Below are 18,222 nucleotides of genomic sequence, written 5' to 3' on the forward strand. Positions count from 1 at the left end.
CGGGCCTCCAGACGGTCTGCCTGGAGGCCCGTGGTGCGCGACGTCAGTGGATCACGCCCGCCTCGTGGTCGCGTCCGGAACGGCGCCCGGTGAACCGGGCGACGAAGTACAGGACCACGCCGACGGCGAGCAGGATCGCGGCGTAGAGCCAGACCTGTCCGCTCTGCTGCGTGAGCAGCAGGATGCACGACAGCACCCCGAGCACCGGGACGAACGTCCAGACCCGGAAGTGGTCGTGCTCGACGTGGTCGCGGCGGAGCACCAGGACGGCGACGTTCGTGCTGATGAACACGAAGAGCAGCAGGAGCACGACGGTCTCGGCCAGCACGCCCACGTCGCCCACCAGGGTCAGGAGCATCGCGACGATCGTGGTGGCGACGATCGCGGTCCACGGGGTCTTGCGGTTCGGCAGGACCTTCGCGAGCAGGGCGGGCAGGAGCCGCTGCTCGGCCATGCCGTAGGTCACGCGGCTCGACATGATCATCGTGAGCAGCGCGCCGTTCGCGACGGCGACCAGGGCGATGAGGCTGAAGACCCAGTCGGGGATCGGGACGCCGGTGGCGGAGACGACCGCGAGCAGCGGGCCGCTGGACTCGGACAACTCCGAGGCGGGGAGGGCGATGGAACTCGCGAGTGCGACGAGGACGTAGACGACGCCGGCCGTGGCGAGGGCGCCGAACAGGGCCTTCGGGTACACGCGGCGGGGTTCGCGGACCTCTTCCGCGATGTTCGCAGAGGTCTCGAAGCCGACGAACGAGTAGTAGGCGACGATCGCTGCGCTCAGGGTCGCGAGCGCCGGGTTCGCATCGGCAGGGAACTCCCCGATGCGCGAGACCTCACCGCCGCCACCGCCGAGCATCACCGCGACGACGACGATCACGATGACGAGGCCGGACACCTCGATGATCGTCATCACGACGTTGCTCTTGAGCGAGTCGGAGATGCCCCGGGCGTTCAGACACGCGATCAGGGCGAGGAAGACGATCGCTGTGGGGACCGGCGGCAGGTCGACGAAGGTGCCGAGGTAGTCGCCGGCGAAGGCGAGCGACAGTCCGGCGGCGCTCGTGACACCGGCCGCGAGCATGCTGAAGCCGACCAGGAACGAGACGATCGGCGACTTGTACGCGCGCTCGGCGAAGACCGCGGCGCCACCGGCCTTCGGGTACTTCGTGACGAGCTCTGCGTAGGAACCCGCGGTGAGCAGGGCCAGCAGCAGCGCGAGGACGAGCGGTGCCCAGAGCGCGCCGCCGACGTCCTTCGACAGGGTCCCCATCAGGGCGTAGATGCCGGCGCCGAGCACGTCGCCGAGGATGAAGAGGTACAGCAGCGGGCCGGTGATCGCCTGGCGGAGCTTCGACTGCGTACCGTCGTGGGGTGCGGCCGTGGTGTCGCTGGTCATGGTGGTGCCTTTCGTCCGGGTCAGCGTGCCGGTGCGTGTCTCCGAGCACTCACAGGTGGATCGTGGTCACCGTGCTCCTCCACACCGAGGTGCGGGTGAACACCCTCCACAGGGCGCAGCGCCTCCGGACGTGCCGACTGGAGCGGTCCTAGACTCGGCGGGAGCCATTCGTCCACCACCAGTCCCCGGAGGACCGCAGATGACGACGCAGGACCAGCGCACGCCCGCGCGACTCAGTGATCAGCGCGCACTCCTGTTCGACCTCGACGGCGTGCTCACCCCGACCGCCGACGTCCACATGCGCGCCTGGAGCCGGCTGTTCACGCCGTACCTGGCCGCACACGGTGTCGCGCCGTACACCGAGCAGGACTACTTCACCTACATCGACGGCAAGCCCCGCTACGACGGCGTGCGTTCGCTGCTCGAGTCGCGCGGCATCGAGCTGCCGCAGGGCACCCCCGACGACGCACCCGACACCGACTCCGTGTGTGGGCTCGGCAACCGGAAGAACGCGGAGTTCACCGCGGAACTCGACGAGCACGGCGTCGAGCCCTACCCGGGGTCGCTGCGGTTCCTGACCGCCGCGATCGCCGCCGGACTGTCCGTCGCGGTCGTCTCGAGCTCGGCGAACGCCACCTCGGTGCTCCGGACGGCGGGCATCCTCGACCGGTTCCCGGTGGTCGTCGACGGGCTCGTCGCGCGCCAGGACGGCCTGACCGGCAAGCCCGCGCCCGACACCTACCTCGACGCGGCAACCCGGTTCGGGCTCACCGCCGCCGAGTGCGTCGTGGTCGAGGACGCTACCAGCGGGGTCGAAGCCGGCCGCAACGGTTCGTTCGGTCTCGTCGTCGGTGTCGACCGCGGCGCCGGGGCGGACGCCCTGCGCGAGCACGGTGCCGACGTCGTGGTGTCCGACCTCGCCGAACTCATCGACGAGCTGCCCGCACCGGCCACCAGCACGACGTAGGCCACCCGGCCGGACACTCCCTGCCTGCCGGCCGCACCGACGCACCCACCTCCCTCCCTTCCCACGGAGCAGCATGAACCCCATCACCTCGGACCCCCTCGACCGCGTCCGCTACCCGATCGACGAGTGGGCACTCGTCGAGACCGAGTACACCCCCGACGAGCAGGGCGTCGCAGAGACGAACTTCGCCGTCGGCAACGGGTACCTCGGCCTGCGCGGCAACCTCGACGAAGGCCGTGGCGGCGTGCAGTACGGCACGTACATCAACGGGTTCCACGAGACCTGGCCGATCCGGCACGCGGAAGACGCCTTCGGCTTCGCGAAGACCGGGCAGACGATCATCAACGCGCCCGACGCCAAGGTCATCCGCCTCTACGTCGACGACGAGCCGCTCGTGCTGGCCGAGGCCGACATCCTCCGGCACACGCGCAGGCTGGAGTTCCGCGGCGGCTACCTGTTCCGCGAGACCGAGTGGTCGACGCCGTCCGGCAAGCGGGTGCTCATCCGGGCGCGTCGGCTCGTGTCGTTCACCGACCGGCACCTCGCCGTCATCGACTACGAGGTCACCGTGCTCGACGCGGACGCCTCGATCCTGCTGTCCAGTCAGATCCTCAACCGCCAGGACGTGCAGGACGAGTACCACGCCGGCATGCGGGCCGCGGCGAACGCCTTCGACCCCCGCAAGGCCGAGGCGTTCACCGAGCGGGTGCTCGTGCCGAAGCTCAAGCGCAGCACCGGCGGCCGTTCGGTCCTCGGGTACCAGGCGTCCAGCTCCGGCATGACGATCTGCGTCGGCGTCGAGCACCACATCGAGACCGAGAACAGCTGGGACGAGTCGTCGTCGATCGACGACGACCTGGCGAAGCACGTCTACCGGGTGCAGGCCCGCGCGGGGCAGCCCATCCGGCTCGTGAAGCACGTGGTCTACCACACCTCCCGCGGGGTGCCCGTGCGCGAGCTCGCCGACCGCTGCGACCGCACGCTCGACCGCGCGCACGCCGAGAACGTCGACGAGACCTTCGCGAAGCAGCGCGAGTGGCTCGACGACTACTGGGCCCGCAGCGACGTCGAGATCGCCGGCCAGCCCGCGATCCAGCAGGCCGTCCGCTGGAACCTGTTCCAGCTCGCGCAGGCCACCGCCCGCACCGACGGCCACGGCATCGCCGCGAAGGGCGTCACCGGGTCCGGCTACGGCGGCCACTACTTCTGGGACATGGAGATCTACGTCCTGCCGTTCCTGTCGTACACGGCGCCGATCGTCGCCCGGAACGCCCTGCGCTTCCGCTACAACATGCTCGACGCGGCGCGGGCTCGGGCCCGCGAGCTGAACCAGCGCGGCGCCCTGTTCCCGTGGCGGACGATCAACGGCGAAGAGTCCAGCGCCTACTACGCCGCCGGCACCGCGCAGTACCACATCGACGCTGACATCTCGCATGCGCTCATGCAGTACGTGCGGGCCTCGGGCGACCGCGAGTTCCTGAAGCGCGGAGCCATCGACGTGCTCGTCGAGACCGCCCGGCTCTGGGCCGACCTCGGGTTCTGGCGGTCGAACGGCGACAAGAAGTTCCACATCGACGGCGTCACCGGGCCGGACGAGTACACGACCGTCGTCGACGACAACCTCTACACGAACGTGATGGCGCGGGCGAACCTGTGGTTCGCCGTCAACGCCTGTCGCGAGCTCGCTGCCGACGACGCCGAAGAGTACGACCGCATGGTGCGCCGGACCGGTCTGCAGCCCGACGAGCTCGTCGAGTGGGAGCACGCCGCCGAGTCGATGGAGATCCCCTTCGACCCGCACCGCGGCATCCACCCGCAGGACGCCCAGTTCCTCGACAAGGAACTCTGGGACCTCGAGAACACCCCGGAGTCCAAGCGCCCGCTGCTGCTCCACTACCACCCGCTGGTGATCTACCGGTTCCAGGTGCTCAAGCAGGCCGACGTCGTGCTCGCGCTGTTCCTGCAGGGGCACGAGTTCACGGCGGCCGAGAAGCGTCGCGACTTCGACTACTACGACGCGCTCACCACCGGTGACTCGACGCTGTCCGCGGTCGTGCAGTCGATCATGGCGGCCGAGGTCGGGTACCACGACCTCGCCGACCAGTACTTCCAGACCGCGCTCTACGTCGACCTGGCGGACCTGCACGGCAACACCTCGGACGGCGTGCACATCGCGTCGACCGGTGGCATCTGGGGTGCGCTCGTCAACGGCTTCGGTGGCATGCGCGACCACGGTGGTCGGATGACCTTCAACCCGCGGCTGCCGAAGCACTGGGACCGTCTGTCCTACCGGCTGACGGTGCGCGGATCGCGGGTCCGGGTGGACCTGGAGCAGGAAGCCATGACGCTCACGGTCGAGACCGGTTCGGGCTTCACGGTGTGGGTGCACAACCAGCAGTGGGACATCGAGGCGGGGGAGCCCACCGTGGTGCCGCTGCCGCACCACGGGCCGCGGATGTCCGGGCACGCCCCGACCACGAGCGACATCCAGGGCACGCTGCGGGCCGACGGCTCGGTCATCACCGCGTCGATCCCGACGATCTCCCTGGAGCGCGACTTCGACCTCGACGACTCGACCGGCTGACGCCGGTACCTGCGCTGCAGTCGCACGTCGCCCCGGTTCCGCCTCGCGGGGCCGGGGCGACCTGCATCCCGGGGCGTTCCTGGCGCCTCCGAACGCGTCCAGTCGGCCCCGGGCACCGTGGTCTGCCGTGCCCCTCGGGTCGATGGCGTCTCCCCGGGCACGGTTCGTGCAACGAGAGGAGACATCATGGGCAACCGGTTCGAGGGCAAGGTCGCGATCGTCACGGGCGCGGGGTCCGGTATCGGCGAGGCGACCGCGCGGGCGTTCATCGACGAGGGCGCGTCGGTCGTCCTGACCGACAGCGTCGACGAGAAGGTGCGCGCGGTCGGGGACTCGCTGCCCACCCACCGGGTGGTGGCGCTGCACGCCGATGTAGCGAGCCCCGACGACTGGCAGACCGTCGTCGACGCGGCGATCGACCGGTTCGACCGGGTCGACGTCCTGGTGAACAACGCCGGGACCTTCAGCTCGGGCGACATCACCGACATCAGCACGGACGAGTGGCGCCGGGTCATCGAGACCGATCTGTCCGGTGTGTTCTACGGCACCCGGGCGGCCCTGCCGTTCCTCCGCGAGACGAAGGGGTCGATCGTCAACACCTCGTCGGTCTCCGGTGAGGATGCCGACTGGCGGATGAGTCCGTACAACGCGGCGAAGGGTGGCGTGACGAACTTCACCAAGGCCGCTGCACTCGACAACGGGCAGTTCGGCGTGCGCGTGAACGCCGTCGCTCCGGGGCTCATCTGGACCGACCTGACCCAGGAGCAGGCGGAGGACGAGGCCCTGCAGTCGAAGTTCACCGAGCGCATCGCCCTCGGCCGCGGGGGTCGCTCTGCCGAGGTCGCCGAGGCGATCCTGTTCCTGGCAAGCGACGCGGCCTCGTTCATCACGGGTGCGGTCCTGCCCGTGGACGGCGGCACCATGGCGAGCAACGGGCAGCCGCCGCAGGCCTGAGCCACCCCGGCGTCGGCGGAGACTCGGCCCAGCGGACACTTCGGGCGGTCAGGGACGTCCGGATCGTCCGTGGGCGTGAGTCTCGGCTCGCTTCGAGTGCACGAGCGTCACAGGAGCTTCCGCAGGGTGTTCGTGTTGCGGGTCGTCGTCGTGCGCTTGAAGCGTGCGGCGCCGGCCCGCTTCGCGAACACGGTGTCGGTGCTCGAGCCCTTCGGGCAGGACCAGTAGACGACGCCGGCTCCGCGTGCGATCCGTTCGACCGAGTCATCGAGTTCGAGATCCTCGATCAAGGCGTCGAGCGCACCGTCGTCGGACCCGAACACGACGTAGTCGTGCCGTTCGTCGGCATGCTCGAAGGGAAAGTCGTCGACCACGGCCGCGAGGGCGTCGTGCCGGACGAGCACGATCCAGGCGTCGTACCCGAACCGGTCGCGCAGCCCCTGCTCGATCGACGTCTTCAGCGGCTCGGCGGGCGCGTCGGCGCTGAACATGACGTTGCCCGAGGCGAGCACGGTCCGGACATCGTCGAACCCGAGCTCCCGGAAGAGCTCCGCCAGGTCCGCGCTCCTGATCGTGATGCCGTTCACGTTGACCCCGCGCAGCAGCGCGACCCACCTGTCCATGTCCGGACGGTAGCGGTCCGCGGCGATCACGTCCACGTCCGGGCCACGCCCCAGCCGGAGCCCTGCGGCACGATGTCGACCACCAGCGACTCGCCGTCGAGGTCGCTGGTCGCCTGGAATCGCCATCCCACGGTCCGCTCCGGCGCGTGGGTGATGGCGGTGGGCAGTTCGGCCCGTGTGACGGTCAGTCGGGTCGGGGTGTCGCTCACCCGCCACCGCTGCCCTGCCCACACCAGGCGGGTCGGTGTGCCTCCGGACCACCACACCGTGGCAGCCGTGTCGGTGATCATCATCGGGTCTCCTCGTTCGAACGTGTGTTCGAATGGTAGGTGTCGACCTCCGACGTCGCAACCGACGGTTGTCGACCACGGCGGGTCGCGGACGAACCCTCGAACGACGCAGCAGCCGTCGTGTAGACGGGACCCATGACGAACGACGCACAGGGCCCCGACGCGCAGCACCAGGTTCCCGAGGGGGTGTCCGAGGCCACGGTCGAGGCGCTCGGCAGCCTGTCCGCCGCGGTCGAGGTCATCGAGCACGCGCGCGGCCTGCTCTACGGGTTCCACCGCCTGACCGGCACCGCTGATCTGAACCTCGGTGAGGCGGTCGAGCAGCTGCGGAAGGCCGGGCACACCGAACTCGCCGAGCGCATCGACACCGAGCTCGTGGGCCGCAACGTCATCGCGGGCCGCTGGACGTTCCAGATCGTCGAGGACTACGACGACGGCTACTACGCCCTCGCCAAGGAGCTCGAGCGCACCGCGCGCGACGAGCTCGTGCAGGGCCGCCGCCACCTGTTCGAGGCGGGCATGAAGGAAGACCGTCGCACCCAGGACCAGCGCCACCACGAGGCCACGCCGAGCGACCTGCCGGACTGACCACGGGCCTCCAGGCCGACGCGGCCGACGCGGCCGACGCGGCCGACGCGGCTGACGCCAGCCGGCGAAGACGCCGGCGTCCTGCGGAAGACGCCCCGGAAACGTCGAGACGCCGCCGGATTCGGCGGCGTCTCGATGACACGACGGCGTCTTGCGCCAGGCCCGAGCGAACCGGCCCAGGAAGGCCCGAACGAATGGCTCAGCCGACGCCGAGCAGCGCCTCCAGCGGCCCCCGCGCGAAGTACAGCAGGAAGCCCGCGGCGACGACGTAGAGCAGCCACGAGACCTCACGGCCACGGCCGGACAGCAGCTTGATGAGCACCCAGCTGATGAAGCCGGCGCCGATGCCGTTCGCGATCGAGTAGGTCAGCGGCATGACGACGATCGTCAGGAAGGCCGGCAGGGCCGAGCCGAAGTCCGACCACGAGATGTCCGCGACCTGCGCGACCATGAGCGCCCCGACGACGACGAGCCCGGCGGCGGCGACCTCGAGCGGGACGACCTGGGTGAGCGGCGTGAGGAACATCGACGCCAGGAACAGCAGGCCGGTGACGACCGAGGCCATGCCCGTGCGGGCGCCCTCGCCGATGCCGGAGGCCGAGTCGATGAAGACGGTGTTCGACGACACCGACGCGCCACCACCGGCGATCGCGCCGACGCCCTCGACGACGAGCGCCGACTTCAGGCGGGGGAACGTGCCGTCCGGCTTCGCGACACCGGCGGCCTTGGCCAGACCGGTCATGGTGCCCATGGCGTCGAAGAAGTTCGTGAAGACGAGGGTGAAGACGAGCATCGACGCGGCGAGCGGGCCGATGCGGGTGAAGGCGCCGAAGACGTCGGCGTGACCGACGAGCGACAGGTCCGGCACGGCGAACAGTGCGCTCGGCAGGCCGGGGGCGTTGAGGTTCCAGCCGGTCTTCGAGTCGACCGAGGTCGGCACCTGGAAGATCGCCTGCAGGATGATCGCGATGATCGTGGTCGCGACGATGCCGATGAGCAGCGCACCCTTGACCCGGCGGGCCATGAGCGTGCCGATGATGATCAGGCCGATCAGGAAGACGATGGTCGGCAGGGCGCCGACGGAGCCGTCCTCGCCGAGCTGCAGCGGCGGCGACGCGAGCCCGGAGGACCGCACGAAGCCGGAGTCGACGAGCCCGATGAACGCGATGAACAGGCCGATGCCGACGGTGATGGCCGCCTTGAGCTGGGCCGGGACGGCGGTGAAGATCATCGTCCGGATGCCGGTCAACGCGAGGATCACGATGATCACACCGTTGATGACGACCAGGCCCATCGCCTCGGCCCAGGTGACCTGCTGCACGACACTGACGGCGAGGAACGAGTTGATCCCGAGCCCCGCGGCGATGCCGAACGGCAGGTTCGCGATGATGCCCATCGCGATGGTCATGACGCCGGCGACGAGGCCGGTCGCCGCGGCCACCTGAGCGTTCTCGAGCCATCCGCCCGAGACGTCCTTGGCGGCCTGGTCGGCGCTGAACCCACCGAGGATGAGGGGGTTCAGGATCACGATGTACGCCATCGTCACGAACGAGACGAGGCCACCGCGGACCTCGCGGGGGATCGACGATCCGCGTTGCGTGATGGAGAAGAATCGATCGAGGCCGGTCGCGAAGCGGTTCCGGGGCGTGGTGTCGGTCTGCGGGGCGCTCACCACGAGAGTTTAAAGGACGCTGGGTTTCGGGCGTGTCACACCGGTCTCACAGGTTGCGACCGCCGGGAGGCCCGTTCCACGCGGATCGCGCACCTCGCGCTGGGCGTCTGCCCGCGTTCTCCGGCCATGGCTGGTGTTGGATGAGCGGGTGACGTCACCCATGGACCGCGCCCGTGTGGAGGCCGCCGTCCGCGAGCTGCTGCTCGCCATCGGCGAGGATCCCGACCGCCCGGAACTCACCCGCACCCCCGCCCGTGTCGCCGACTCGTACGCCGAGTTCTTCTCCGGGATCGGCACCGACGCGGTCGCCATCGCCCGGGACGGCACGGTGCACGCCGAGGACGGTGAGCGCGGTCGGCTCGTCATCGTCCGGGACGTGAAGTTCCGCTCCGTCTGCGAGCACCACCTGCTGCCGTTCCTCGGGGTCGCGCACCTGGCGTACGCGCCGGGCGACCGGCTCATCGGGCTCGGCACGCTGGCACGGGTGCTCGACGCGGTGGCCTCCCGCCCGCAGCTGCAGGAGCGGCTCGGCGAACAGGTCGCCGCGACCATCGCCGAGGGGCTCGGCGCCGAGGGCGTCCTGGTGGTCCTCGACGCGCAGCACCAGTGCGTCACGACACGTGGGGAGCGCCAGACCGGTTCGACGACCGTGACGGTGGCGGCGACCGGTTCGCTGGCCGAAGCCGCGGGACGGGCCGAGGCGATCGCGCTCATCGGCGCGGGGCGTGCGACGGATGCCGGGCAGGATGCGAGTGCCGGGGCGGACGCATGACGGGCCTCCAGGCGGCCGGACCCGGCTGGGTCGTGCCGGACCTGCGCCACCCGGTCCGGACGTTCGGCCGCCGCACCATCGACTTCGACCACCGCATCGCCGTCATGGCGATCGTGAACCGCACGCCCGACTCGTTCCACGACCGCGGCGCCACCTTCGAGCTCGACCGGGCCGTCGCCGCCTCGGTGCGCGCCGCCGAGCAGGGTGCCGACTGGGTCGACATCGGCGGCGTGAAGTTCGCCCCCGGTCCGGAACTGCCCGCGTCCGACGAGATCGACCGTGTCGTGCCCGTCGTCGAGCAGCTCGCCCAGCAGTCCGACGTCGTCATCAGCGTCGACACCTTCCGTCCCGAGGTCGCCGCGGCGGCGATCGCAGCCGGGGCGACCGTCGTCAACGACACCACCGGCCTGTCCGACCCGCGGATGGCCGCCGTGGTCGCCGACTCCGACGCCACCGTCGTCATCACGCACTCGCTCGCCGAACCCCGACGGCCCCTGCCGGCACCGCCGCAGTACGGCGACATCGCGGGCGAGGTCGTCGCGTTCCTGCGCGAACGGGTCGACCGGGCGCTCGCCGCGGGCATCCCCGAGTCGCGGATCATCGTCGACCCCGGCCACGACCTGCACAAGAACACCGTGCACACCCTCGAGCTCACCCGTCGGCTGCCCGAGGTCGTCGCGCTCGGCTACCCGGTCCTCGCCGCGGTGTCCAACAAGGACTTCGTGGGGGAGTCGCTCGGGCGCCCCCGCGGTGAACGGCTCTCCGGATCGCTCGCGGTCGCGACCGTGAGCGCGATGCTCGGCGCCCGGATCGTCCGCATGCACGACGTCGCCGAGAGCGTCGACGCGATGCGCATGGTCGAGGCCACGCTCGGATGGCGCACCCCGGTGGAATCGAGGCACAACACGTGAACGTCCTGCCCCCGTCGATCGCGGACCTGTCCGACGACGACCTGCTCGAGCGCTACACCGCCGACGCCGGCGACCCCTGGCTCCGGGTCAACTTCGTCGCGACGCTGGACGGTTCGGCCTCGGCTGCCGGGGTGTCCGGGGCGCTCGGCGGCGACGACGACCTGCGCGTCTTCGACCTGCTCCGGCGGGTGGCCGACGTCGTGCTCGTCGCCGCCGGCACCGTCCGTGACGAGGGCTACGGGCCGATGGTCCTGCACGACACCGACGTCGCCTGGCGGCGGGCCCACGGCATGCCGGACCACCCCGTGTTCGCGATCGTCACCGGGTCGCTGTCGCTCGACCCGGGGTCTCGGGTGTTCACCGAGGCGCCGGTGCGCCCGATCGTCCTGACGTCGGCGACGGCGGCCGGTTCGCCGACGGGCCGGGCGCTCGCCGAGGTCGCCGACGTCGTGCCCTGCAGCGCGGACGACGACCCGGACTCGGTGGACGCCGGACGGATCCGAGGGCTGTTGGCCGACCGTGGCCTCGGGACGATCCACTGCGAGGGCGGGCCGTCGTTCCTCGGGGCACTCATCGCCGCGGACGCCGTCGACGAGCTGACCCTGACGATCGACCCGTCGCTCGAGGGCGGGGAGGGGCCGCGCATCGCCCGGGGGTCGTCGCCGGAACTCCGGCGGATGCGACCGGCCCACGTGCTGCTCGGCACCGACGGCGTGCTGCTCACCCGGTACGTCCGGGCGCGCTGACCCCGCCCGCGCTGACACCGCCTGCGCTGGCGCCGCGGGTGCGCTGACACCGCTCGCGCGCGGACCGCGGGACGGTCGGGCCCGTGAGCTAGGGTCGGGCGCGTGATCGACATCGTGGCGTCCGGGGTCCTCTTCGACATGGACGGGACCCTCGTCGACTCGACCGCGGTGGTCGAGGCGACCTGGACCCGGTTCGGGAACGCGAACGGCATCGACCCCGACGAGATCCTCGCGTTCTCGCACGGGCGGCAGGCGATCGACACCCTGCGGCGCTTCCTGCCCGACCTGCCCCTCGCCGAGCAGCAGCGGATCGCGGCGGAGCTCGTCGCCGAGGAGACCGCGAGCACCGAGGGCATCCTCGAGATCCCCGGTGCCGTCGCCTTCGTGCAGCGACTCGTCGAGCTCGACGTCCCGGTGGCGCTCGTCACCAGCGCCCCGCGCGACCTCGCCGCGGGTCGGATGGCGGCCGCCGGGTTCGCCGTGCCCGCGGCCTTCGTGCCCTCGGAGGACGTCGAGCACGGCAAGCCCCACCCCGACGGCTACCTGCGCGGTGCCGCTCTGCTCGGCGTCGACCCGGCCGAGTGCGTGGCGTTCGAGGACGCCCCCGCCGGACTCGAGTCCGCCATCGCCTCCGGCGCGACCACGGTCGTCGTGGGTCCCCTCGATCACCCGGTGACGGCCGGCCTGCACCGGGTCCACGGGTACGACGGCCTGACCGTCGAGCCCGACGGCGACGCCTTCCGCATCCACGGCTGAGCGCGGCGCCCGTCCTGCCCGCCCGCGTCCGCCGGCCGGCCGGTCCGGACACCCCGCTCGGCCCGCGCCGAGTGGTCGGGAACCGTCGGCTGCGCCGCCGCCAGCCGACGCTTTGCGACCGCCCGGCGGACGTGAGCGGGGAGTTGCGACCGGCCGGATGGCGGCCTGGAGGCCCGTGGCCGGCCCGCACCGTGCCTCCAGGCCGACGGCGGGCGCGTCCACGACGCCTCGCCCGCCGGTCCGGACACCCCGCCCGGCCCGCGCCGAGTGGTCAGGAACCGTCGGCTGCGCCGCCGCCAGCCGACGCCTTGCGACCGCCCGGCGGACGTGAGCGGGGAGTTGCGACCACCCGACCGGACCCCGAGCCGCCCCTGCGCGCCTACCCAGCCGACGCCGACGACCCTCGGGTGTGTGGCCGGAACGACCGGGCCGCGGAAGGAGCGATCATGGCAACCCTCGACGGCAAGAAGGTCCTCGTCATCACGACGAACTACGGCGTGGAGCAGGACGAGATCGTCGTCCCCACCGAGCAGCTGCGTGAGCGCGGTGCCTCGGTGACCGTGGCGGCGAAGGAGACCGGCACGATCCAGACGCTGGTCGGCGACAAGGACCCGGGGCAGACGCTCGAGCCGGACACCACCATCGCCAGTGTCGACGCCAAGGACTTCGATGCACTCGTGATCCCCGGCGGCACGATCAACGCCGACACCCTGCGCCAGGAGTCCCGTGCAGCGACGCTCGTACAGGCCTTCGCCGAGGCGAGCAAGCCGGTCGCGGCGATCTGCCACGGCCCGTGGACCCTCGTCGAGGCGGGCGTGCTGTCCGGCAAGACCGTCACGTCGTTCCCGTCGCTGCAGACCGACCTGCGCAACGCCGGAGCCGAGTGGGTCGACCAGGAGGTCCAGGTCGACGGCGGCTTCATCACCTCCCGCACCCCGGACGACCTGCCGGCGTTCGTCGACGCGATCGAGAGCGCCCTCACCGCCTGAGCACCGCGCCGCCGAGCGTCTCGACGCCGAGCCGGGTCTCGGCCTGCCGGACACGATGCGCCCCCGGACGCCGACGGTGTGTCCGCCGAGCCGAGTCTCGGCCGGCGCAGGACGCTCGTCCTGTCGCGGCGCGACCGCGTCAGGCGAGCGCCACGGGGCGGGCCGTGCGGAGCACCGCAGGTCCGAGGGTGAGTACACCGTCGGACTCCGGGTCGCACCGCACGCCGCCCCGGCCGCGCATCGCCCGGAACGCCCCGGGGGCCACCTCGTGGTCCATCCAGGCGCAGGGGTTCGCCGCACGGTAGCCACGGAACCGGACCGGCCCGCTACCGGCGTCCGGGGTCACGCTCTCCAACGAGAACGACTCGCCCCGCAGGGCCTCGACGTCGGCACCCCGCAGGAACACGTTCCGCCGGGTCGCAGCGGGGTCGACGGTGGCACCGATCGCCTGGCCGACGGCTTCGAGCCCCTCCAGCCCGATCAGGGTGACGGACGCGTGCACGTGCGCGCGGGCCGCGAAGTACCGGTCGCCGACGATGCCCAGCCCGGCCCGCAGCTCGATCCGGTCGCGTGATTCGTCCGGATCGTCCGCGCCCACCGGCCGTGCACCGTCGGCCGGGCGCCCCTCGTACCGGTGCCGCGGCGAGACGAGCAGCAGCGCGACCTCGACCTCGGTGCGGAACGGCAGGTCGTCGAGACCGGCCCGGTCGCCGAGACCGGCCACGTCGTCTGCGGGAGTCACGCGGCCAACGCTAGCCGGGCCTCCCGGCCCCGTACTGCTCCGTCCACCTGCGGTGACACGCCGTCGTGTTGCCGGGACGCCGTGTTCCCGGCGGAACGCCGCGGAATCGGGCGGCGTCTCGCGCGCGTGGCGGCGTCTCGACGAGACGCCGGCGTCGTGGCCCGCCCGGCCGTGCACTGCTCCGTCCGATTCCCGCCAGTCGGCGTCGGCGGCGCATGTCAGGCTGAGCCCATGACCAGCCCGGACTCCGACGCGCAGCCCGACGCGCTGCACGCCGAACGGCACCGCGCCGTCGCCTCGCGCGACGCGCGCTTCGACGGCCAGTTCGTCACCGCCGTGCACTCCACCGGCATCTACTGCCGGCCCAGCTGCCCGGCCCGCACGCCGAAGGCCTCGGGCGTCACCTTCTACCGCACGAGCGCCGCAGCGCACCTGGCCGGCTTCCGCGCCTGCAAGCGCTGCCTGCCCGAGGCGACCCCCGGCAGCCCCGAGTGGGACCTGCGCGAGGACGTCGCCGGCCGGGCGATGCGACTCGTCCTCGACGGTGTCGTCGAGCGCGACGGTGTCCCCGGGCTCGCCGCACGCGTGGGCTACTCGGAGCGGCAGCTCAACCGCATCATGACGGCCGAGCTGGGTGCCGGGCCGAAGGCGCTCAGCCGGGCGCACCGGGCGCAGACCGCGCGGACCCTGCTCACCTCGTCCGACCTGCCCGTGGCCGACGTCGCGTTCGCCGCGGGGTTCGCCAGCGTCCGACAGTTCAACGACACCGTGCGCGAGGTCTTCGCCGTCACCCCGACCGAACTCCGCGCACGCCGGTCCGGGCGAGGCGACGTCGCCACCGGCGGCTCCGTCGGTGACGGCGCACTGCACGTCCACCTGCCGGCCCGGGCACCCTTCGACGCGCAGGGCCTGCTCGACTGGCACGCGCTGCACGCCCTGCCGGGCACGGAGCAGGTGGACGCCGACCCCGCCGGCCGGGTCACGTCGTACGGGCGGCTGGTCGACCTGCCTGGAGGCCCGGGCTGGTTCAGCGCATCGGCCGCCGTCCCCGACGTGGCCGGGCGGGGCACCGGGATCGACCTGCGCGTGCGGGTCTCCGACCTCTCCGACCTGCCGTCCCTCGTGGCGCGGGTCCGGGCGCTGTTCGACCTCGACGCCGACCCGGTCGCCGTCGACGCCGTCCTCGGAGCCGTGCCCGAGCTCGCCGGACCCGTCGCACGAGTGCCCGGTCTCCGGCTCCCCGGCGCGGTGGACGCGCACGAGATCGTCTTCCGCACCCTGATCGGGCAGCAGGTCTCGGTGGCCGCGGCGCGCACCGCGCAGACCCGGCTCGTGGCCGCACTCGGAGCGACGGTGCCGGACGCCATCCGGCCCGGCGGGCTGCTGTTCCCGTCGGCGGTGGTGATCGCCGAACGCGGGCACGAGGTCCTGCGCGGGCCGGCCGCTCGCGTCGACACGATCCTGCGGGTGGCTGCTGCGCTCGCCGACGGGTCCCTGGTGGTGGACGGTGGGCAGTCCCTCGGTGACCTGCGCGACGGACTCCTCGCCGTGAAGGGCATCGGGCCGTGGACCGCCGACTACGTCGCGCTCCGGGTCCGGCACCACCCCGACATCGTCCTCCACAGCGACCTCGCGGTGCGGAACGGTGCACAGGAACTCGGGCTGCCCGGTACGGCGCGTGAGCTCTCCCTATGGTCGGAGCAGGTGGCCCCCTGGCGGAGCTACCTCACGATGCACTGCTGGCGACCGATCATCGACCGCGCGATGACCGCGACCGCCGGCGCCCGTGCAACCCGTGCCCCCGAGGACCCCCGGAAGGACGACCGATGACCGACGCAACCATCCAGACCCTGGACACCCCCGACGGGCCGTTCACCGTGCTCGAGGACGCCGAGGGCAGGGTCCTCGCCTCCGGGTGGACCGACTCCGTCGAGCGGATCCTCGCCCGCCTGGCCGACCGTCACCGCCCCGACCGCGTGCTCGACGGCGTGGTCGCCTCGGCCGAGGCCGTCGACGCCTTCTACTCGGGCGAGGTCGAGCACGCCATGCAGGTACCGGTCCGGCAGTTCGGCACCGAGCTCTTCACCGAGGGGTGGCGCCAGCTCCGCCGGATCCCCGCCGGCGGCACCCTGACCTACACCGGGTTCGCGGCGGCGATGGGCCGGCCCGACGCCGTGCGGGCGGCGGCGAGCGTGTGCGCCCGGAACGCCCCGGCGCTCTTCGTCCCGTGCCACCGCGTGCTGCGCTCGGACGGCACGCTCGGGGGCTTCGCGTGGGGGCTCGACGTCAAGCGGTCCCTGCTCGAACGAGAGTCGGTCGGCACCACGGCACTCGTCTGACTTGTACAAAACGCTCTAGAATGTACAGGTGAACGAAGTGTCGATCTCCGAAGCCCGTGGCCGTCTGGCGTCGATCATCGACGACGCCCGACACGAACCCGTGTACCTGACCCGGCGCAACAAGCGCGTCGCCGCCGTGGTCGATGCGGCCGTCCTCGACCGGTTGCTCGAGGCGGCAGAGGACCTGGACGACCTGGTCGCCTACGACGAAGCCGTCGCCGAGAGCGCCCGCATCGGTGGCGAGAACGTCGAGTGGGACGACCTCAAGCGCGAACTCGGCCTCGGGTGACGTACTCGGTCGAGGTCATCCCGGCCGCGCAACGCGTCATCCGCAAGCTCCCGCTCGACGGGCGGCGGCGGATCGAGGGGCTCCTCGCCATCCTCGCCGAGCACCCCCGGCCGCCCGCCGCACGCAAGCTCGTGAACCGGCCCGGGTGGCGAGTCCGCTCGGGGGACTACCGACTGATCTACCGGATCGACGACGGCAAGCTCGTCGTGGTGGTCGTCGACGCCGGGCACCGGCGCGAGGTCTACCGGGATCGCTGAGCTGGCAGGCGGCAGGCGGCAGGCGGCAGGCGGCAGCCAGCAGTCGGCAGCGTGCAGCCGTCAGGCGATCGCGCCGCGCAGGCTGTCCACGTGCAGTTCGACGAGCGCCAGGACCCGCTCCGGCGCACGTGCCGTCGGGTCCCACGTGTGCTCGATCGCCAGCCCGTCGATCAGCGCGTGCAGCCGGTCCGCCTCGTCGGTCAGGTCGCGACCGGCGCCGAAGCTGCCGTCCTCACGCAGGATCTCCAGCGCCCGGGTGCACACCCGGCTGACCCCGTCGTTCAGGCGTCGGGCGCTCGCGGCCAGGTGTTCGTCGGTGCGCGCGAGCACGCCGAGCTGCACCTGAGCCAGGATCTCGGTCGTGCGCTCGGCGTCGAGCGGCAGCACCTGGGCGAGGACGTCCAGTGCGAGCGCCCGACCCGTCGAACGCAGGGCGGCGAGCCGAGCGGTGACCCGTTCCTCGATGATCATCAGGCAGTGCTCGCGCAGGGCGTCCTGCGTCGGGAACACACGGCGGAGTGATGCGGGAGCGATGCCGGCCTCGTCCGCGACGTTCCGCACCGACAGCGCGCTCAGGCCGTCCCGCTCCAGGATCCGCAGGCAGGCCGCGGCCACCAGGGATCCCCGTTCCTCGAGGTCGACACGGCGGGACACCGGGTCAGCCTACGGCCGGCTCGCTGCTCCGGCCGGGCTCGCGGCTGCGGAGGTGGCCCGGCGTGGCCAGATCGTGTAGCTGATCGCCCACAGCAGTTCGACGCCCAGCACCACCCCGAGCAGCGCGACCGTGCCCTGCAGTTCGTTCGTGCGCTCCGGGTCCCCGACGACGAGGACGAGTCCGCCGATGATCCCGCCGGCGATCAGCACGGCGAGCGCGGTCCGCAGCACGTCGCCCCAGCACCGGGCCGTGTACCGCCGTCCGCTCAGGCGTTCCGGTGCCGGACCGCCGGCGAACCGGTGCGTGAACCGGACGTCCGCCCACGCGATCATCCGGTGCCCGTACGCGACCGAGAAGCCGATGTAGATCGCCGCGAGTCCGTGGTGCCACGACGCGGTCCCACCGCCGAGCAGGTCGCCCGTGACGACCGCGAGCAGCACGACATCGATCACGGGCGCTGCGACGAGCATCGCCGCTCCCGACCGCGGCCGTCGCAGCAGGTACCGGGTGGTCAGGCCGCCGAGGATCGCGACCCAGAAGGCGATCTCGCAGGCGACGATGGCGATGAGTGTCATGGTTCCCCGTTGCAGCGGCGGTGAGTGTTGAGTACAGGTGTGCTCAAACAGCATGACACGGCGACCACCACGGTGTCGAGCGTGGGGTTCTGCCCCTGGAAGCGGGGGGAGACA

The 18,222-nt window shown here is 71.9% G+C and carries 20 protein-coding genes; 13 read left to right on the plus strand and 7 right to left on the minus strand.

The window, feature by feature from the left end; genetic code table 11:
- Window positions 1-43: 43 nt before the first annotated feature.
- Window positions 44-1,399 carry an APC family permease gene (locus DEJ35_RS00530; protein WP_111090904.1) on the minus strand — a complete coding sequence of 452 codons (1,356 nt, stop codon included), beginning with the start codon at window positions 1,397-1,399 and terminating at the stop codon, window positions 44-46.
- A 199-nt stretch (window positions 1,400-1,598) separates the two neighbouring features.
- On the opposite strand from DEJ35_RS00530, the gene DEJ35_RS00535 reads away from it, so the two are divergent.
- The 3 genes from DEJ35_RS00535 to DEJ35_RS00545 all read left to right on the plus strand — a co-directional run bounded on the left by DEJ35_RS00535 (window position 1,599) and on the right by DEJ35_RS00545 (window position 5,904).
- A complete protein-coding gene (locus DEJ35_RS00535; RefSeq protein WP_111123182.1) occupies window positions 1,599-2,366 on the plus strand; it encodes an HAD family phosphatase in 768 nt (255 codons plus the stop codon).
- Window positions 2,367-2,439: 73 nt separating this feature from the next.
- Window positions 2,440-4,950, plus strand: coding sequence for a glycoside hydrolase family 65 protein (locus DEJ35_RS00540; RefSeq protein ID WP_111123183.1), 2,511 nt, complete (start codon window positions 2,440-2,442; stop codon window positions 4,948-4,950).
- A gap of 186 nt (window positions 4,951-5,136) precedes the next feature.
- Window positions 5,137-5,904: an SDR family NAD(P)-dependent oxidoreductase gene (locus DEJ35_RS00545; RefSeq protein WP_110859446.1), complete on the plus strand. Its 768-nt coding sequence runs from the start codon at window positions 5,137-5,139 to the stop codon at window positions 5,902-5,904.
- 107 nt (window positions 5,905-6,011) lie between these two features.
- Here DEJ35_RS00545 and DEJ35_RS00550 read toward each other — a convergent pair whose 3' ends face one another.
- Together DEJ35_RS00550 and DEJ35_RS00555 are read right to left on the minus strand one after the other, a co-directional pair.
- The gene (locus tag DEJ35_RS00550; RefSeq protein ID WP_111123238.1) at window positions 6,012-6,527 is read right to left on the minus strand and encodes a DUF1697 domain-containing protein; all 516 of its coding nucleotides are present in this window, start codon (window positions 6,525-6,527) and stop codon (window positions 6,012-6,014) included.
- A 26-nt stretch (window positions 6,528-6,553) separates the two neighbouring features.
- Window positions 6,554-6,820 (minus strand): hypothetical protein, encoded by a 267-nt coding sequence (locus DEJ35_RS00555; protein ID WP_110859447.1) that lies wholly within the window; start codon window positions 6,818-6,820, stop codon window positions 6,554-6,556.
- Between the two features lie 132 nt (window positions 6,821-6,952).
- On the opposite strand from DEJ35_RS00555, the gene DEJ35_RS00560 reads away from it, so the two are divergent.
- Window positions 6,953-7,405, plus strand: a complete 453-nt coding sequence (locus DEJ35_RS00560) for a hypothetical protein (protein WP_017887957.1) — start codon at window positions 6,953-6,955, stop codon at window positions 7,403-7,405.
- A 199-nt stretch (window positions 7,406-7,604) separates the two neighbouring features.
- Here DEJ35_RS00560 and DEJ35_RS00565 read toward each other — a convergent pair whose 3' ends face one another.
- On the minus strand, window positions 7,605-9,080 hold the full coding sequence (locus DEJ35_RS00565; protein ID WP_110892847.1) for an NCS2 family permease: 1,476 nt from the start codon (window positions 9,078-9,080) through the stop codon (window positions 7,605-7,607).
- Window positions 9,081-9,237: 157 nt separating this feature from the next.
- Between DEJ35_RS00565 and folE the strand changes: the two genes are divergently transcribed.
- The 5 genes from folE (at window position 9,238) to DEJ35_RS00590 (ending at window position 13,251) form a co-directional block, all read left to right on the plus strand.
- Window positions 9,238-9,849 carry a GTP cyclohydrolase I gene (gene folE, locus DEJ35_RS00570; RefSeq protein WP_111123184.1) on the plus strand — a complete coding sequence of 204 codons (612 nt, stop codon included), beginning with the start codon at window positions 9,238-9,240 and terminating at the stop codon, window positions 9,847-9,849.
- Window positions 9,846-10,760: a dihydropteroate synthase gene (gene folP, locus DEJ35_RS00575; RefSeq protein WP_111123185.1), complete on the plus strand. Its 915-nt coding sequence runs from the start codon at window positions 9,846-9,848 to the stop codon at window positions 10,758-10,760. Before folE ends, folP begins: the two co-directional genes overlap by 4 nt.
- Window positions 10,757-11,506 (plus strand): pyrimidine reductase family protein, encoded by a 750-nt coding sequence (locus DEJ35_RS00580; protein WP_258376276.1) that lies wholly within the window; start codon window positions 10,757-10,759, stop codon window positions 11,504-11,506. The genes folP and DEJ35_RS00580 overlap by 4 nt, the downstream gene beginning before the upstream one ends.
- 102 nt (window positions 11,507-11,608) lie before the next feature.
- On the plus strand, window positions 11,609-12,262 hold the full coding sequence (locus tag DEJ35_RS00585; RefSeq protein WP_111191867.1) for an HAD-IA family hydrolase: 654 nt from the start codon (window positions 11,609-11,611) through the stop codon (window positions 12,260-12,262).
- Window positions 12,263-12,708: 446 nt separating this feature from the next.
- Window positions 12,709-13,251 carry a type 1 glutamine amidotransferase domain-containing protein gene (locus tag DEJ35_RS00590; RefSeq protein WP_111191868.1) on the plus strand — a complete coding sequence of 181 codons (543 nt, stop codon included), beginning with the start codon at window positions 12,709-12,711 and terminating at the stop codon, window positions 13,249-13,251.
- 139 nt (window positions 13,252-13,390) lie between these two features.
- Here the strand turns inward: DEJ35_RS00590 and DEJ35_RS00595 are convergent, their stop codons facing one another.
- Entirely contained in the window at window positions 13,391-13,993 is a 603-nt protein-coding gene (locus DEJ35_RS00595) for a molybdenum cofactor biosysynthesis protein (RefSeq protein ID WP_258369840.1), read from the minus strand.
- Between the two features lie 231 nt (window positions 13,994-14,224).
- Here DEJ35_RS00595 and DEJ35_RS00600 point away from each other — a divergent pair, with 231 nt between their 5' ends.
- From DEJ35_RS00600 to DEJ35_RS00615, 4 genes are read left to right on the plus strand one after another with little or no spacing between them, the layout of a single operon-like run.
- A complete protein-coding gene (locus DEJ35_RS00600; protein ID WP_111191869.1) occupies window positions 14,225-15,823 on the plus strand; it encodes an AlkA N-terminal domain-containing protein in 1,599 nt (532 codons plus the stop codon).
- Window positions 15,820-16,332 carry a methylated-DNA--[protein]-cysteine S-methyltransferase gene (locus DEJ35_RS00605; protein WP_071245560.1) on the plus strand — a complete coding sequence of 171 codons (513 nt, stop codon included), beginning with the start codon at window positions 15,820-15,822 and terminating at the stop codon, window positions 16,330-16,332. Before DEJ35_RS00600 ends, DEJ35_RS00605 begins: the two co-directional genes overlap by 4 nt.
- Before the next feature lie 28 nt (window positions 16,333-16,360).
- The gene (locus DEJ35_RS00610) at window positions 16,361-16,621 is read left to right on the plus strand and encodes a type II toxin-antitoxin system Phd/YefM family antitoxin (RefSeq protein ID WP_258376278.1); all 261 of its coding nucleotides are present in this window, start codon (window positions 16,361-16,363) and stop codon (window positions 16,619-16,621) included.
- Window positions 16,618-16,878, plus strand: coding sequence for a type II toxin-antitoxin system RelE/ParE family toxin (locus DEJ35_RS00615; protein WP_017885834.1), 261 nt, complete (start codon window positions 16,618-16,620; stop codon window positions 16,876-16,878). Before DEJ35_RS00610 ends, DEJ35_RS00615 begins: the two co-directional genes overlap by 4 nt.
- Before the next feature lie 60 nt (window positions 16,879-16,938).
- On the opposite strand, the gene DEJ35_RS00620 is transcribed toward DEJ35_RS00615, so the two are convergent.
- Together DEJ35_RS00620 and DEJ35_RS00625 are read right to left on the minus strand one after the other, a co-directional pair.
- Window positions 16,939-17,532, minus strand: a complete 594-nt coding sequence (locus tag DEJ35_RS00620; protein WP_111123190.1) for a TetR/AcrR family transcriptional regulator — start codon at window positions 17,530-17,532, stop codon at window positions 16,939-16,941.
- Between the two features lie 9 nt (window positions 17,533-17,541).
- Window positions 17,542-18,108: a hypothetical protein gene (locus DEJ35_RS00625; RefSeq protein WP_111123191.1), complete on the minus strand. Its 567-nt coding sequence runs from the start codon at window positions 18,106-18,108 to the stop codon at window positions 17,542-17,544.
- Between the last annotated feature and the right edge of the window lie 114 nt (window positions 18,109-18,222).

Source organism: Curtobacterium sp. MCPF17_051 (genome assembly GCF_003234595.1).
Taxonomy (GTDB): domain Bacteria; phylum Actinomycetota; class Actinomycetes; order Actinomycetales; family Microbacteriaceae; genus Curtobacterium; species Curtobacterium flaccumfaciens.

Coding starts and splice junctions, on each gene's coding strand:
- DEJ35_RS00560 (WP_017887957.1), top strand. CDS start 6,953: ATGACGAACGACGCACAGGGCCCCGACGCGCAGCACCAGGTTCCCGAG.
- DEJ35_RS00530 (WP_111090904.1), bottom strand. CDS start 1,399: ATGACCAGCGACACCACGGCCGCACCCCACGACGGTACGCAGTCGAAG.
- DEJ35_RS00555 (WP_110859447.1), bottom strand. CDS start 6,820: ATGATGATCACCGACACGGCTGCCACGGTGTGGTGGTCCGGAGGCACA.
- DEJ35_RS00625 (WP_111123191.1), bottom strand. CDS start 18,108: ATGACACTCATCGCCATCGTCGCCTGCGAGATCGCCTTCTGGGTCGCG.
- DEJ35_RS00590 (WP_111191868.1), top strand. CDS start 12,709: ATGGCAACCCTCGACGGCAAGAAGGTCCTCGTCATCACGACGAACTAC.
- DEJ35_RS00540 (WP_111123183.1), top strand. CDS start 2,440: ATGAACCCCATCACCTCGGACCCCCTCGACCGCGTCCGCTACCCGATC.
- DEJ35_RS00605 (WP_071245560.1), top strand. CDS start 15,820: ATGACCGACGCAACCATCCAGACCCTGGACACCCCCGACGGGCCGTTC.
- folE (WP_111123184.1), top strand. CDS start 9,238: ATGGACCGCGCCCGTGTGGAGGCCGCCGTCCGCGAGCTGCTGCTCGCC.
- folP (WP_111123185.1), top strand. CDS start 9,846: ATGACGGGCCTCCAGGCGGCCGGACCCGGCTGGGTCGTGCCGGACCTG.
- DEJ35_RS00545 (WP_110859446.1), top strand. CDS start 5,137: ATGGGCAACCGGTTCGAGGGCAAGGTCGCGATCGTCACGGGCGCGGGG.
- DEJ35_RS00550 (WP_111123238.1), bottom strand. CDS start 6,527: ATGGACAGGTGGGTCGCGCTGCTGCGCGGGGTCAACGTGAACGGCATC.
- DEJ35_RS00600 (WP_111191869.1), top strand. CDS start 14,225: ATGACCAGCCCGGACTCCGACGCGCAGCCCGACGCGCTGCACGCCGAA.
- DEJ35_RS00535 (WP_111123182.1), top strand. CDS start 1,599: ATGACGACGCAGGACCAGCGCACGCCCGCGCGACTCAGTGATCAGCGC.